The sequence below is a fragment of the Novosphingopyxis iocasae genome, from assembly GCF_014334095.1.
Classification (GTDB): Bacteria; Pseudomonadota; Alphaproteobacteria; order Sphingomonadales; family Sphingomonadaceae; genus Novosphingopyxis; species Novosphingopyxis iocasae.
In genome coordinates, this window is the sequence record NZ_CP060495.1 from 1,263,339 (window position 1) to 1,277,696 (window position 14,358).

Here is a 14,358-nt window from a genome sequence, read left to right on the forward strand (position 1 = left end):
TCTCGGCTATCAAAGACCTAGAGCGCGTAAAATGTTGGGTGCGCTGAAAGCCATAACATTGCTCTGCACCACAAAGCTTGCGCGGCGTGGCGCGGCGTCGCGAAATACAGTCAGCGCCTCCTTCATACGTCCACGCGGACTAGCGAAGCGATTTCCGCTGATCCTGACCTGCTGCATCGCGCCGTCCACCAAGGCGATCGCAATGCCGAAAGTTCCGTTTCTCAGGCCGATGTCCACGAACTGATTGTTAACGAGCGTCAAATTTTGGACCGTGCGGATCCAAAGTCCATAGCCTCCCTCCGTTTCACCCAATCGCTCGAATATATTGTCCGTTATCACCACATCGCGATTGCCATTAACATAGCCCAGTTCCGCCATGCTGGCGCAGTCGGTAAAGCTGTTCCCCCGCATGACGAAGCCGCGCAATCCATCGACGATAAAAGGTTTGTTGCAGTTGGAAACTTCGTTGCCTGCAAAAGTAATCGCGTTCGATCGAGCATCCTTTCCATCCGGATTTGCCCCGGCCTGAACACCGAACGCTCCCCAGCGGTTTGCGATCTGATTGCCCTCGATCACGATACCCGACTGAGCTGTCCCAACAAAGAAGTCGGGCAAGAGGTTTAGGTTCACGGCCTGTCCGCCGCCCCCAGTGAAGACGTTGCTACGAATAGCGATATTACGGACAATCGCAAAATCGTCCTGATTGGGTTCAAGGTCGATCGGGCCGGGCATCGATATCCCCGTTTCCGGATTCATTGGATCAGGGGCGCTGCGGCCGCCATCGCCGGTGCGGCTGCAATTGATGAAATGGCAATTCTCGATAAGAAGACCGTCACCATCAATCACGGAAATCGCATTTCGATTATTAGAATTGACGCCGTCAAACACGCACCCGCGCACCTCAATGCGGCGATTATGTCGCTCGACGTGAGAAACGGTGGACGAACCGAAATGAAGCGCATCACCCCGAAAACCCGTGAAGCGTAATTTACGAAGCAATACATCACTGACGCCGTTCAGCATCACGAGATAATCGAACTCGGAAAAACCGCGCTCCTGCACCTCATCTTCAAAGGCGAGATCGTGAATGACTAGCCCGGCGACATTGCGCGCAGGGTCCGCGCTTCCGCTGTCGACGTGCAAGATGAACGGACCACTTCCGCTGTGATAAGATCGCCGGATAACGCTTTTATCCGCACCGTCCCCGCTCAATTCCAGCTGGGAGGGCAAATTGTCCTTGTCCGTCGCCGACAGCAGATAGGCACCATCGGCAGCGGTACCCTTCCCTGCCGGGAAATGAATATGCAACGATGCGGCCAGAGCACGGCGAAAAGCCGCATTATCGTCCACATCGCCGCGCTGGCGAAAGTCCGGCAGTTCGACGGATCGCTCCGATCCCGCGACGGGCTGGCAAGCGAGCCCTGATAAGGCGGCCATACCGGCAAATCCGGCCAAGGCAACGCGCCGAGATACCGCAGTAAATTCCTGATCACCCATGAAGCGCTTCGATCCTAATGCTGGTGAGGCCGGGCCGTCGGTGTTAAGGGCGGCGCCCGTCACATTATGGCTACCGCCCTTTCGCATGACCAGTCCAGTACCGACCATCCTTCTTCTGCCCCGCTACTCCGATCTGGGGCCGAGCAGCCGACTGCGCATGAGCCAATTCGTGCCGGCGCTTCAAGCGGCTGGCTTTGAGGTCAAGAGCCATCCATTTTTTCCGGATCGGTACCTTCACCGCTACTTCGCAGATGGCGGAAAGGACAAGTGGGCGGCCATCGAGGCGCATCTGCGGCGCATCGGTACGCTGCTCAGGGCCAAAGCGGACATTATGTGGATTGAAAAGGAAGCGTTTCCCTATCTTCCTGCCACTGCGGAAAGTCTGGTTGCCTTGCGCCGAACTCCCTATGTCATCGATTTTGATGACGCGATCTTCCACAACTATGATCAAAGTGGCTCTGGGCTGGTCCGCCAGCTGCTTGGAGATAAGCTGAAGCCGCTAATAGCCGGAAGCGCGGCGATTTTTGCGGGCAATGACTATCTAGCCGACTATGCACTTGCAGCAGGTGCAGAACGCGTTCTCGATATACCCACCGTCGTCGATCCGCATCGCTATCCAGTGCGCCCCTCGCCTGACGATGGCTTGGTCAAGATCGGATGGATCGGCACTCCGGCAAACGCCCGCTATTTGGCCCCTGTGATTGCGGCGATGAACGCCTTGGCAGACCGGCATGCCCTGAAGCTAGTGACAATTGGTGCCGAAGCGGTTCCGGGCTTGATCGCACCCCAAGAGAACCTGCCCTGGACGGAGCAGGATGAGGGTGAGCTTTTGAGCGGCATCGATCTTGGGGTCATGCCGCTGGTCGACAGCCCATGGGAACGCGGCAAATGCGGTTATAAGCTTATTCAGTATATGGCCGCGGGAAAACCAGTGATTGCTTCACCGGTGGGCGTCAACAGCCGGATCGTAACGCCGGAAGTCGGCTTGCTCGCCTCTGACGAGCGGGAGTGGATAGCCGCGATCGATCGCCTCGCAAATGATCGCAATATGCGATCCGCTATGGGCGGACAGGCTCGCCGCCGGGTCGAGCAACATTATTCGCTGCAGGCGATAGCGCCTGCCATCGTCGCTGCCTTCCGCCAAATCACAGACCAGAATCGGGAAAAGGCCGGATGAAGATTACGCTCATCACTAGTGGTGCGATCACCGTACCAAACTTCCGCGGCCTGCTTATCCAGTCGCTGAACAGGCAAGGGCACAATTTGAGCGCGATGGCGCCTGACTGGAATGATGAACTGCGCGAGCGCACGCGCGCATATGGCGCGGAACCGGTAGATATAGCGCTGGACCGGGCGGGCGTGCATCCCATTCGCGATGCACTGAATTGTTGGTTGCTGGCGGGGCAGTTGCGCCGCACGGCACCTGATGCCGTGCTTTGCTATTTCGCCAAGCCCGCCATTTTCGGTACGTTGGCCGCGTGGATCGCGCGAGTGCCACGCCGGATCGCACTGATCGAAGGTCTGGGGTACGTCTTTACCGAAGGTGAAGATAGCGGCGGCGCGAAGCGGTGGCTTCTGCGTACCATTACTAAACTGCTTTATCGTAACGCTCTGCGTGCCGCCGATAAGGTTGCGTTTCTGAATGAAGACGACGCCGGTCAATTCCGAGCAATGGGTCTCGTAACGGCGGACAAGATCATCGTTCTCGGCGGAATCGGCGTCGATCTGCAAGAACTCAAACCGTCCTCTCCGCCGGCGGGTCCGCCGAGTTTCATCATGATGGCCCGCCTTCTGCGCGAGAAGGGCGTGCGCGAATATGTCGCGGCGGCCCGCATTGTGAAGGCCCGCCATCCTGATGCTCGCTTCGTCCTTCTGGGTGACCGCGATGCCAATCCGGGCAGCGTTTCATGGGGTGAGCTGGACGCATGGATTGCGGACGGCATCGTGGAATGGCCAGGCCATGTCGACAATGTCCCCGAATGGCTTTCCGATGCCAGTGTCTTCGTGCTGCCGTCCTATCGCGAAGGCGTGCCGCGCAGCACACAAGAAGCCGCGGCACTGGGTCGTGCAGTCATCACTACCGATGCGGTCGGATGCCGGGAGACGGTGGTCGATGGCCGCAATGGCTTCGTCGTGCCGGTCCGCTCTGTTGACGAACTGGCCGAAGCCATGGAGCGTTTCGTTAAGCAACCGGAATTGGTCGCGCGGATGGGCGCAGAAAGCCGCGCTCTCGCCGAAGAACGGTTCGATGCCCTGCGATGGAATGAACGAATGACCAAGCTGCTGACCGAACCACTCTGATCGGCAGAACAAACGCAGGTCAGCCAGGCAGCGCACCCAGCCGTTCAAGAATGGGGTAACGATCTTCAAAAAAGGTCTTCTCGGATTGACGTAGCCGCTGCAGGTTTTCCGCCTCTCCTTCAACTGCCTTGCCGTTATCGGCAAATTTCACGCCGTCCCGTTTCATGTATTGCCAAGCCCATGCGGAACGATCTTCCGCACCAACTTGATTTGCCCGAAGCAGCAACTGTTCGATCCTGCTGACCGAAACACCCACGCCGGTCAGCGAGGAAGCCAGATAACGGCCATCATCCGAATACTCCGCCCTCTGACACAGCTCGCTGTTGAGCTTTGCCGTGCTGGATTTGACCTTGGCCGCCGCCGTTTCCGAATGAACGGGGAGCACCGTATTGATGTTTGCCAGCACGATCACCGCCTGCACCACCTGCTGCGTGCTCATGCCCGAACCGCGCGGATCGGCCATCATTTCCTCAACACATTTCGGCCGGTAATTATCGTCCGCAAGAATTTCGACCAACGGATCGTAGATCTCATTCTTCAGCTGGATTTCGCCACGGCCGGTGGCGACCTTGGTTGGTCGCTTGTCCGGCGGGCAGGTCAGCACGAAACGCTGCGTGCGGGCGTATTGCGACTGGAGATGCGGTGATAGCGACCGGGCTCCCTTAACGAAAAGATCGCGCCGGAATTGCTGATTGACCAGATAATCTCGCACCGTCTGGCGCATCACGACATCGTCGATCTCTTGCATCATCTTCATCGCTGGCTCGCGAAAATTCAGCATATCGATCAGGTCGATCGGCTGCGCGGATGCTGCGAAATTCAGTTTTGCTTCTGACAACATTTCCGCCACGTCGGAGAAAGGCATTACGTCCCAGTTGTAGTTGAGATACTCATGGGCGAGATAACGGCGGTCCTGTTTCTTCAACATCTCCAGCCGTTTGGCCACTGCGGGATTGGCCTTGAAAAAGGCCGCATCGGCGCCCACGACCCGTTCTGCGAATTCGAGTGACTGATTGATTTTGCTGATCAACGTGCCCGATGTCGAACGGTCAGCATATTGCTTCATCAGGTGCCGGAGCGGCGCAGCCGGAGACCAGCCCGGAGTGACGTTATAGGAAGCATAGAGGATACCGCCTGGCTTTAGCTTGCGCCGCGCGATGTCCACTATGAATGCGCGGTTCTCGTCCGAAATCCAGGACCAGATACCATGGAGAGCGATCACGTCGAACTCTGGAAGATCGTTACGCGATGCCAGCTCTTCAAAACTGTCGTCGAGAATATGAGCGCCGGCACCACTGGCTTCGGCCAGTTCCTGCGCCGTCGCTGCCTGCCCCGCGTTAAAGTCATTGCCCCAAAACTCACCTGGATTGGACGCGGCATGAATGTTGAGAGACAATCCTTGCCCGAAGCCAAGCTCCAGATAGGTCGGCTCTTCCGAAACGCTGGTTTTCTGACGGGCGAGCGTCGCAATCATCCGCATGCGCGCAGGCGCGAGTTCTCCATAATATCCGTGAGTGTAATCGATCTCGGATACATATCCGCCATGCCACATATGTGCGCTCCACGAGGGTAATCGCGACCTATTTTTGAGTTAGGTGCGATGAAATACAGCGCGGCCTACAGCAGGATCTTTTCCCTGTCGAGTTGGACGCCCCGGCCGTAATCCTGTCTCAACGGCGACCTGCGGATACGATATTCATCCTCCGTCCCGCCCGCGAAACATGGATGTGCGATTACGCATCGTAAGCGGCGCGCGGCTGCCTTGGACTTCCCCATTCTGAATCTGCAGAGAAATCGGCGCCTCTTTGTTCAGCCGCTTTTCGAAAACGACGATGCTGTCGTAGATGCGAACGCCCAGCAAATCCTTGGCAATCGGATCGAATTCAAACAGTTCATCCTGATCGGTGTACCAGGAATGCAACCGGTCAATCATACGCTTGGCGAACTCCATGAAGCTGGCCTCGTTGCGATAGCCTCCACCGAAACCGGGCCAATAGGATGTGTGGCAATCTTCAACCACATATACGCCCCGATCATCGATCGCAGGCCAGATCGCCTCGAAAGATGTAATTTGATGGCGATTGATGTGGCTGCCGTCGTCCAGAACAATGTCGAACGGTCCAAACTCCTCAATCACGGATCGAAGAAATTCCGGATCGGACTGATCGCCAATACGGACATGGGTTCCCTCGATTGCGTGCGTGACACAAGCAGGATCGATATCGATAAATACGAGCGTCGATTCGTCGTGAAAGAACTCTTTCCACATCGGGATCGAACCGCCGCGGAAAATACCGATTTCTAAAAAGCGGACCGGACGGCTACGAAAACGAGTTAGCTCCCGCTCATAGACTTCGAAATAATGCGCCCATTTGGTGAGAAGCTTGTCACCCGTGGTCGGCAGGTAATCGTTGAAAAATCCCATCGTGCTATTTTCTCGTTTTGCCGATCTAAAAAATAAAAAATGCGCCCCATCCGCTGCATGACCTCATTTGCGCCGGGCGGCGCAAAAAAAGAGATGGATTGAAGTGGGTCAGCCAAGCGTTCCAGTGTAAACGGCTTCGCTGTTCACCCCGCCAGCATTGGGCCCAGCTTCTTGCCGGCGAACAGGTGCACGTGCAGGTGCCCCACCTCCTGATGCGCATCGCTGCCGATATTGGCGAGCAGGCGATAGCCCGGCTCTACCAGCCCCAGATCGCGCCCGACCTTGCCTACCGCGCGTACGAATCCCGCAATTTCCGCCTCGCCCGCTTTTTCCGAAAAGTCGTTCCAGCTGACATAGGCGGCTTTTGGGATCACCAGCACATGAGTGGGGGCCTGCGGGTTGATGTCCCGAAATGCCAGCGCGTGATCGTCCTCATAGACCTTATCGCATGGTATTTCGCCGCGCAGGATTTTGGCGAACACATTGCCCTCGTCATAGGGCTGGGTGGCATCAACGCTCATGGACAATCTCCTAAGATGTGCGCGCGCCTAAGTTTGGCGGGCGGCTTTTTCGGTAAGGCCGGACAGACCTTCGCGCCGTTCCAGCTCGGCCTCCACCTCGGCCAGCGAAATGCCGCAATCGGCCAGCAGCATGAGGTGATGGAAAATCAGGTCCGCGGATTCGCCGATCACGCCGTTGCGGTCATTCGAAACCGCCGCGATCACCGTTTCGACCGCCTCCTCGCCCAATTTCTGCGCGATCTTAAGACGCCCCTTGGCGCGCAGCTTGGCAACATAGCTTGCTTCCGGATCGCCCGCGCGACGCTCGGCAATCACCGCTTCCAGCCGGTTCAGAATATCGCTCATGCAGCCCGCGTGGCCCGCAAGCGCCCCTTCCGTCAAGGGCGATCGGCCCCGCGCCGCGCAAGTCCGGCGACCATGCGCCGCTCCGCCGGATCGATCAGCCCTTCCAGCACCTGCCAGAAACCGGTCACCGCCCCCTGCCCTGCATCGCCATAGGCCGCCGCCATCTGCATGCGCATCGCCTCGAACAGTCCCGCTTCCACCCGCCGCCCTTGTTCGGTGAGCGAGAGCAGCCGTTGTCGCCGATCATTCCGCCCGATCCGGCTTTCCACCAGTCCGCGCGCATCCAGATCGTTGAGCACCCGGCCCAGCGACTGTTTGGTGATGCCAAGATAACCCAGCAGCGCCTTGACGCTGAGGCCCGGATCGCGCGCGATGAAATAAAGGCAACGCGCATGGGCCCGGCCCAGCCCAGCCTCGGCAAGCGCACGGTCACCCGCAGCCTCCAGCGCGCCGGAGGCAAAGTGCATCAGCTCGAGCCCGCGGCGCACCTCCTCCTCGCGCAGGAACATGGGTGATGCGGGCGGGAAATGGCTGTTGCGTTCGGCCAAGGCGGCGGTTCCTATCGGGATCGGGCGGCACAGGATGGCGGGCGCGCCGCGCCGTGGCAAGCATCGTGCAAAACGCATAATGCTCTGGTGGAAATGGGCACAAACCCGCGCTAAAGCGGCCCGCATGACAAACTTCCCGGTCGAAACCCATCCCCACCCCGTCCCCGCCAGTGAACGCGAACAGCTGCTGGAGAACCCCGGATTCGGGAAGCTGTTCACGGACCATATGGTCACGCTGCGCTGGAGCGAGGACCAGGGCTGGCACGACGGCAAGGTCAGCGCCCGCCGCCCGATCGAAATGGACCCGGCCACCGCCGTCCTGCATTATGCGCAGGAAATCTTCGAAGGCATGAAGGCCTATCGCCTCGGCGATGGCGGCGCGGCACTGTTCCGGCCCGAACAGAACGCGCAGCGCTTCCAGCGTTCCGCGCGCCGCCTCGCAATGCCGGAATTGCCCGAGGACCTGTTTCTGGAAGCGATCGAGACGCTTGTGGCGACGGACGCCGACTGGATCCCGCCGGGCGAAGGCGCCGCGCTTTATTTGCGTCCGTTCATGTTCGCGAGTGAGGTATTCCTCGGCGTACGCCCGGCGAAGGAATATCTTTTCATCGTCATCGCCAGCTCGGTCGGCGCCTATTTCCAGGGCGGCGCCGCGCCGATCTCGCTCTGGGTGTCATCGGATTACAACCGCGCCGGCCCCGGCGGCACGGGCGCTGCCAAATGCGGCGGCAATTACGCCGCCAGCCTGTTGCCGCACGGCCATGCGCTCTCCAAAGGCTGCGATCAGGTATGCTTCCTCGACGCGGCCGAGCACAAATATATCGAGGAACTGGGCGGCATGAACCTGTTCTTCGTGATGGATGACGGCAGCCTCGTCACACCGCCGCTGACCGACACGATCCTGGCCGGCATCACCCGCGATTCGATCATCACCCTGGCGCGCGACGCCGGGCACGAGGTGCGCGAAGAGCGCTATGCCTTTGCGCAATGGAAGGCCGACGTGGAAAGCGGCCGCTGCGTCGAAACCTTTGCCTGCGGCACCGCCGCTGTCGTGACGCCGGTTGGCCATGTGAAGTCCGAACAGGGCGATTTCACCATTGGCGACGGCAAACAGGCCGGAGATGTCACCGCCAAGCTTCACACCCAGCTGGAAGCAATCCAGCGCGGCGAGAGCAATGACGCGCATGGCTGGGTAAAACGGCTCGGCTGAACTCTTCGGGCCATTCCGCTCATCGAAAAGGGGTTTGCAGAGTTTGGCTGCAAACTCCCCTTCCAAACGCAGCGATGATCCGTATATAGGCGCGCAGGACGCAAACGCGCCTGCTGGGGTGTAGCCAAGCGGTAAGGCACCGGTTTTTGGTATCGGCATGCGCAGGTTCGAATCCTGCCACCCCAGCCATCAAAAGAACTCAGGTTCTTATCGCAATTTTCGCTATTTTTGCGGATCAGGCAGTCTCTAACCTGATTGCGACCTCAGTCCATCGAGAAAATTTGCAATCTAGTCCGACCGCAAACTGCTTGCGCGCCCATCGAATTCTTCAAGTTTTCGATAGTAGATAGTCCGGGCGGCTGGCGAAAACGCTCATCCTTTGGCGAGCGCTTCCTTCAGCGGGTCCAAATAGGGTTCGAACGGTTTCCATGCTCCCTGTCCCGAACGGTTGATCGGGCGGCGGACCTGCTCGCTGCTGGCGGTGCGTACCGCGCGCTCGGTCTTGTGGAAATCGAGGCAGGCCTGTTCGAACGGCAGGCCGATATGGTCGAGCATCCGGCGGGTCTGGCCTTCCAGATCGTCCAGCACATCCTCATGCTGTACGCGCAGGACGCGGCCGGGCAGCACATCGTCCCAATGGTCCATCAACCGCACATAATCGGCATAATAACGCCCGATTTCTTCCAGGCCGTAGGTGAACTCCTGGCCCTCGGCGAAGAGTTGCTTGAAACCGGAGAAACAGCAATCCATCGGGTCGCGCCGCGCATCGATGATGGTCGCGTTCGGCAGGATCAGATGGATCAGGCCGATATGCCGGAAGTTGTTCGGCATCTTGTCGATGAAGTAAGGCGCGCCCTGCCGGTGGATGTGCGTGTCCGCGATATACTGCTCGCCGAAAGCGGTGAGCTGCTCCTCCGACAGATCGTGCAGCACTGCCGGATAGCGTGAGCGGGCGGCGCTGCGACCGCGCAGACGGTGGGCGAGCGACAGGATATTGGGCAGCTCCAGCGTGCCGTCCACCTGGCTGTGGCTCGCAAGGATTTGTTCCAGCAGCGTGGACCCCGCGCGCGGCAGGCCGAGGATGAAGATTGGATCTGGCGCATTATGGCCCGCGCCTTGTTTGGAGGCGAATAGCGCTGCGGTGCAGGCTTCACGCTGACGGGCCAGTTCTTCGCTCATCGCGTCGGCGCTGTAGCGCGTCTGCGCGCGCTTCAGATCATTCCCTTCGCGGTAGAAGCGAAAAGCCTCGCCATAATCCTTCCGGTCCTCATGCGCCTTACCCAGCGCGAAACTGAGGTGAACGCGGTCCATGAAGGCGAGATCGGGCCGATCGACCTGCGCGCGCATCCGCGCCATTTCATCGTCTGAAAAGTTGTAAGTCTTCAGATTGGCGAGCGCATAATAGGCATCGCCATGATCGGGCCGGGCGTCGAAGGCCGCGCGGTAGCTTTCCACGGCCCGGTCCTGCTGCCCCATAGTTTTCAGCGCATGACCGCGGCTGGTGAGCGTGGCCGGATCGCGCGGCAGGCGGTCCAGCACCTGCTCGAACAGACCCAGCGCCCGGTCGTAATCGGCGGTCTGCAAGCTCTCAATGGCGAGCTGGGACTGGAACAGCGGGTTGTCGGGATCGCGGGCATGCAAGGCCTTGGCCTCCTCCCGCGAGCGCTCGAATTTCTGGCGGCGGCGCAGGGCATCGATATAATCGAGGCGGATCTGCACGTCCTCCGGCGCAAAAGCGGAGGCGCTTTCCAGCAGGAATTCGGCATCGTCCAGAACTCCCAGCCGAATGCCGATCTGCGCGAGCAGCCGCATGCCCTCCACATCCTGCGGATGGCTGCGTAGATAATGGCGGCAGATTTCCTCCGCCCGCAGCAGCCGCCCTTCGTGCAGGTGGTTGGTCACGGCGAGCAGTTCGCGCGGCAGACCGGCAAGCCGCCGTTCCTGCGCCGCTGCTGCCTGCGCTTCGGCATCGCGCCCCGCCGCGGCCTGCAACTGCGCAAGCTCCCGCCAGCTTGCCGCCAGCGCGGGGTTGAAGCGCACCGCGCGCCCATAGGCGCCGATCGCTTGGTCGCGCTTACCCGCATCGCGGGCGAGGTGCCCGGCCTCCTGCCAGGCGCGGCCATATTCGGGCATCGCGCGGTGGAGGCGGGTGAGATAGTCTGAAGCCTTCTGGTTGCGACCGGCATAGCGCGCCGCGACCGCCGCCAGATAGAGAGCATCGCCATTTGCGCCGTCATCCGCCAGCACCGCGTCTGCCGCGGCCAACGCATCGGTATGGCGGCCCTCCTGCAAAGCCTTGCGGCCTTGCGCCAAACGTTCTTCACCTTTGGTCATGGCCGTGTGCCCTAACGCAGGAACGGCGGCGGGAGCAAATGCCACCGCCGCCGTTCCATTCAATCCGCCCTCGGATCAGTAGTCGAAGCCGACCCGGATACCCACGGTGAGCGGCCGGTTGGTCACGATGCGCGGACGATCATAATAGAAATCGCCCGAGATCTGCGCCCGTTCGTCGCTCAGATTCTCGCCATAGACCTCGACATTCCACTGGCCGGTCTCGACACCTGCGGACAGGCCGAAGGTGGTGTAACCGTCCAGCTTCAGCCGGTTGATGGCGATGATGTCCGTGAACTTCGAACCCGAATGCGTCATCTGCGGCATGACATAGGCGCTCAGCGTCGGGCTGACGTCCCAGGCATAGCGCGCACGCAGATTGCCCTGGAAGTTGGGCGCATAAGCCAGATCGCTGCCCAGCTGCACATCGTCGGTAGGCGTCAGCACCTCGGTGATCTCGCTATCCAGCACGGACAAAGCGCCGGAAATCGTGAGGCCCGGCACGGTATAGGGTGCGTAGGTGAACTCCGCTTCCAGCCCCCAGATCTCCGCATTCGCCGCATTGTCCGAGAAGAACAGGTTGGTGATGCTGGGATCGAAGATAGTGGTCTGCAGATTGCTGATGTCCACGTAAAAGGCGCTGCCGTTCAGCCGCAACTGGCGATCGAACAGCTGCGTCTTCCAGCCCAGTTCGTAATTGTTGACTGAGTCGGTCTCCAACTCGAACGGAACCGTGAAGCCGTCTGGCCCTTGCGCGCCGCCGGGGCGGTTGAGCAGGCCCGGACGGAAGCCTTCCGAATAGGTGGCGTAGAACAGCAGGTCATCGGTCGGCGTGAACGTCAGCGTGCCCTTGAAGATCACGCCTTCGGACTTCGCCTTGTCCGGTGCGCTCAGCGCGTTGAACACCTGCGTGGCCTGCGCCTGCGAAAGACCGGCGGCCATGATATCCTGAACAGTGTCACCCTGGCTGAAAGTCTGGCGCAGCGCGGCGTTGCACGAACCGATGAAGGTGTACTGGCCATCGCCGTCGTAGAGATCGGACAGATTGGTGCCAAAAGCGTTCTGATCCTCGGCCGCACCGGCATTGCAGAAGGCGCTGTTGGCCGTGCCCTCGAAATCCACTTCCACATCGTAATAGCGCGCGCCGAAGGTGGCAGTCAGCAGATCGGGGACGAGATCGTAGCTCGCCTCGCCGAAAATGCCGATCTGCCGATCGGAACGGCGCACGTCGTTGCGGAAGATGGCGCTGGCTGGCAGCGGGCCGGGATCGCTCTGATAGGCCCCTGGGAACGGGAAATTCGGGGCAAAGCCGCCAAATGGGGCCGCCTCGATATTGCCCGGATAATTATAGTCGTTCCGCTCCTTCAGGATCAGATTCGAATAGAAGCCGCCGCCGGTAACGCGGAAACGGTTCTGTTCGGGCGTGCTGAAGCGCAGCTCCTGCGTGAAGACGGTGGTTCCGCCCTGAGAGGTAACGTAGAGATTGGGCTCCTGACAGGTGCCGCTCGGATCGTTGCCGGCACCGGGATAGCTCACCGAGCCGTCGCAGATATAATAAGGCAGATACTGCCCGGCGAAAAGATAATCGGTATAGTCTATTCGCTGATCGACCTCGCGGTCCGTATAGGCTCCGTTATACACGATATCGAGCATGCCGAGGCGCCCTTCGACGCTCCAGGCGGTGTTGGAGAAGTTATCCTCCAGCCGATCGTCCTCGAAACGCTGGATCTCCAGATTGTCGAGATCGAGCTCGGGATCGGCGAAGAAAACGCCGTCCGTCTCCAGGCTCTGGCGGGTGTGTGTAAGCGTTACGCTCCAATCCGGCGAGATTTCGTAGAGCGCGGAAGCGCGGAAGCCCGAATATTGGGCGTCGTTGAAATTGTCCTCGACCAGCCCGGAATTGTCGGCCTGACGGAACGTCACATTGGAAAGATCGGCGCCCGCCTGAATGCCGGCGCGGTTCGGTGCCACGGGCACGCCGTTGCGGCGCACGGTGCCGGCTTGGCGGAAACGCGCGCTGTCACGCAGGCTGCGCGTGCCCGCGATATTGTCGATATAACCGCCCTGATCGTCCAGATAGACGACGCCGCGTACCGCCAAACGGTCCGTCACGGGCAGGTTAATCATGGCCTCGGCCTTGTAGCTTTCCTCGCCGCCCTTGGTGAAAGACGTGCCGACGGTAAAGCTGGCGTCGAAGCCCGACAGGTCGGGCTTATTGGTGATCAGACGGACCACGCCCGACTGGGAACTGGCACCGAACAGCGTGCCCTGCGGCCCTTTCAGCACCTCGATCCGCTGCAGATCGGCAGCGTAAACGTCGAGGTTGCGGCCTGGCTGTGCCAGCGGCTGCTCATCGAGATAAAGCGAAACGTTTGGAGCAAGTCCCGCAACGCCCGCGGTGGTGAGGTTGGGCGTCGTCGAAGCGAGCCCACGAATATAGATCGTGCTGAGGCCAGGGCCCTGACCGCCTGCGGTAACAGACGGCAGCTGCTGCAGATAATCGTCGAAGGTGTTGATATTGAGCTGCTCGAGCTCCTGCTCGCCAATGGCGTCGACGGCGATCGGCACGTCCTGCAGGTTCTCGTTGCGCCGCTGCGCGGTCACGATGATGACCGGCGCACCGCCCTTCGGCTTAGCCTTCTGCGCCGCAGCACTTTGAGCGGCAGGGGGCTGCCGCGTTGCCGGCTGCTCACTGGTCTGCTGCGCGGCCGCAGGCGTGGATAAGGCGATAGCAATCGCGACGCCGGAGGCGCCGTTCGAGATGCGGTTCATTTTAGGTCCCTTGTTTCAGAGTCGGCATCGCCTGAGGACGCCGGTTCAGATGTCGGAATATGGCGAAACATGGTTCGCCCAAGACACAGCTCGGATAACAAGGGCTTAGCGCTATGGCCACACAAGCAAGCCGTATTGCAGCCCACTACGAAAAACTGTTGCATTGCAGCAACAGGCCTTCCCACCCAAGACTGCGGCATCAGCGCAGTGGACGAATTGGTCTATGGTTTGACCGATTTTTATAAGGGGCCAATGCAAACGGATCGGACAAAAATAAACCGACATTTCTCGGTGGAAAGCCGATCGTCTCAATGCTCGAGGGGAAGACGGACTACCGATGATGGAGGTTTACCGAGGCGTAACTAGCTTCACCACGTTCTAGAATTGGACGAAGAAGCGGAAGTCGAG

The 14,358-nt window shown here is 59.9% G+C and carries 11 protein-coding genes and 1 tRNA gene; 4 read left to right on the top strand and 8 right to left on the bottom strand.

The genetic code is table 11. The features are described from left to right. Positions 1 to 9 precede the first annotated feature (9 nt). Positions 10 to 1,497 carry a right-handed parallel beta-helix repeat-containing protein gene (locus H7X45_RS06030; protein ID WP_187336607.1) on the bottom strand — a complete coding sequence of 496 codons (1,488 nt, stop codon included), beginning with the start codon at positions 1,495 to 1,497 and terminating at the stop codon, positions 10 to 12. On the opposite strand from H7X45_RS06030, the gene H7X45_RS06035 reads away from it, so the two are divergent. Both H7X45_RS06035 and H7X45_RS06040 read left to right on the top strand, forming a co-directional pair. After that, a complete protein-coding gene (locus H7X45_RS06035) occupies positions 1,496 to 2,674 on the top strand; it encodes a glycosyltransferase (protein ID WP_214645522.1) in 1,179 nt (392 codons plus the stop codon). The genes H7X45_RS06030 and H7X45_RS06035 overlap by 2 nt on opposite strands. Continuing rightward, positions 2,671 to 3,798 carry a glycosyltransferase family 4 protein gene (locus H7X45_RS06040; RefSeq protein WP_187336609.1) on the top strand — a complete coding sequence of 376 codons (1,128 nt, stop codon included), beginning with the start codon at positions 2,671 to 2,673 and terminating at the stop codon, positions 3,796 to 3,798. The genes H7X45_RS06035 and H7X45_RS06040 overlap by 4 nt, the downstream gene beginning before the upstream one ends. Positions 3,799 to 3,817: 19 nt before the next feature. Here H7X45_RS06040 and H7X45_RS06045 read toward each other — a convergent pair whose 3' ends face one another. The 5 genes from H7X45_RS06045 to H7X45_RS06065 all read right to left on the bottom strand — a co-directional run bounded on the left by H7X45_RS06045 (position 3,818) and on the right by H7X45_RS06065 (position 7,598). Further along, a complete protein-coding gene (locus H7X45_RS06045) occupies positions 3,818 to 5,350 on the bottom strand; it encodes a class I SAM-dependent methyltransferase (RefSeq protein WP_187336610.1) in 1,533 nt (510 codons plus the stop codon). Between the two features lie 144 nt (positions 5,351 to 5,494). Beyond that, positions 5,495 to 6,223, bottom strand: coding sequence for a class I SAM-dependent methyltransferase (locus tag H7X45_RS06050; RefSeq protein WP_187336611.1), 729 nt, complete (start codon positions 6,221 to 6,223; stop codon positions 5,495 to 5,497). A 143-nt stretch (positions 6,224 to 6,366) separates the two neighbouring features. Continuing rightward, complete coding sequence (locus H7X45_RS06055; RefSeq protein WP_187336612.1) at positions 6,367 to 6,744, bottom strand: histidine triad nucleotide-binding protein; 378 nt, start codon at positions 6,742 to 6,744, stop codon at positions 6,367 to 6,369. A gap of 27 nt (positions 6,745 to 6,771) precedes the next feature. Beyond that, entirely contained in the window at positions 6,772 to 7,089 is a 318-nt protein-coding gene (locus H7X45_RS06060; protein WP_187336613.1) for a phosphoribosyl-ATP diphosphatase, read from the bottom strand. A gap of 32 nt (positions 7,090 to 7,121) precedes the next feature. Further along, positions 7,122 to 7,598 (bottom strand): MarR family winged helix-turn-helix transcriptional regulator, encoded by a 477-nt coding sequence (locus H7X45_RS06065; RefSeq protein ID WP_246449832.1) that lies wholly within the window; start codon positions 7,596 to 7,598, stop codon positions 7,122 to 7,124. 163 nt (positions 7,599 to 7,761) lie between these two features. Between H7X45_RS06065 and H7X45_RS06070 the strand changes: the two genes are divergently transcribed. Both H7X45_RS06070 and H7X45_RS06075 read left to right on the top strand, forming a co-directional pair. Further along, positions 7,762 to 8,847, top strand: coding sequence for a branched-chain amino acid aminotransferase (locus H7X45_RS06070; protein ID WP_187336615.1), 1,086 nt, complete (start codon positions 7,762 to 7,764; stop codon positions 8,845 to 8,847). Between the two features lie 114 nt (positions 8,848 to 8,961). After that, positions 8,962 to 9,036, top strand: a tRNA-Gln gene (locus H7X45_RS06075). Between the two features lie 183 nt (positions 9,037 to 9,219). Here the strand turns inward: H7X45_RS06075 and H7X45_RS06080 are convergent. Both H7X45_RS06080 and H7X45_RS06085 read right to left on the bottom strand, forming a co-directional pair. Beyond that, positions 9,220 to 11,181, bottom strand: a complete 1,962-nt coding sequence (locus H7X45_RS06080; RefSeq protein WP_187336616.1) for a tetratricopeptide repeat-containing sulfotransferase family protein — start codon at positions 11,179 to 11,181, stop codon at positions 9,220 to 9,222. A gap of 75 nt (positions 11,182 to 11,256) precedes the next feature. Continuing rightward, positions 11,257 to 13,950 carry a TonB-dependent receptor gene (locus tag H7X45_RS06085; protein WP_187336617.1) on the bottom strand — a complete coding sequence of 898 codons (2,694 nt, stop codon included), beginning with the start codon at positions 13,948 to 13,950 and terminating at the stop codon, positions 11,257 to 11,259. Positions 13,951 to 14,358 lie beyond the last annotated feature (408 nt).